At 71.1% G+C, this 644-nt stretch carries 1 protein-coding gene and 1 pseudogene; both read right to left on the bottom strand.

What is annotated here, in order from left to right:
- Positions 1 to 32 precede the first annotated feature (32 nt).
- Positions 33 to 308 carry an SDR family oxidoreductase gene (locus tag ACY5KJ_RS17350; RefSeq protein WP_462188142.1) on the bottom strand — a complete coding sequence of 92 codons (276 nt, stop codon included), beginning with the start codon at positions 306 to 308 and terminating at the stop codon, positions 33 to 35.
- Positions 297 to 551 (bottom strand): annotated as a pseudogene (locus ACY5KJ_RS17345) (alcohol dehydrogenase catalytic domain-containing protein); the annotation flags it as partial. The gene ACY5KJ_RS17350 and the pseudogene ACY5KJ_RS17345, both read right to left, overlap by 12 nt.
- Between the last annotated feature and the right edge of the window lie 93 nt (positions 552 to 644).

The following is a 644-nucleotide window of genomic DNA, read 5'->3' as shown; positions in this document are numbered from 1 at the left end:
CAGGCCCGCCGGCTCGAGCGGAAACCCGCCTTTCAGCGCATCACGAGACCACCGTCGATCACCACCGACTGCCCGGTCATGTAAGCGGAGTCCGGACCGGCCATATAGGACACGAAGGCGGCCACCTCCTCGGGTATCTGCCCGCGGCCGAGCGGGATCCCGGCGGCGTACTGCTCGAGCGCCTGCCCCTTGCCGAGGCCCAGGTGGCCGCCGAGCTTTTCGGCGATGTCCGCGCCGTCCGCCGCGAGGCGCAACGCGATCGCCCGGCCGATAGTGAACTCCGATAGTGAACTCCGCCATGCCGCCATGCCGCCGTCGGCCATCAGCCCGTGGAAGCCGATCTGGCGGCAGACGTTGTACCGGCCGGCCCGGCACGGCGGGCACTGCCCGCAGCGGTAGATCGGTTCGCCCGTGGCCCGGTCGCCCACGACGACCGAACCGACACCATCGCCCCTGTCGACCACGGTGCCGCCTAACTCGTGCCCCAGGACGAGGGGGATCGACAAGCCGGTCAGCGGACGCGGCTCGGTGGGGAAGAAGAGCGGGCCGGCGAGCTCGGGCCGGATGGCTCCGACCGGCTGTGGCTCCGACCGGCTAACTCGGGCCGGGTGGTTCCAACCGGGTGTGGCTCCGAGCGGGTAACT

Source organism: Frankia sp. CcWB3 (assembly GCF_977927595.1).
The sequence above is the reverse complement of the archived record's forward strand: the minus strand, read 5'-3'. Positions and strand labels throughout refer to the sequence as shown.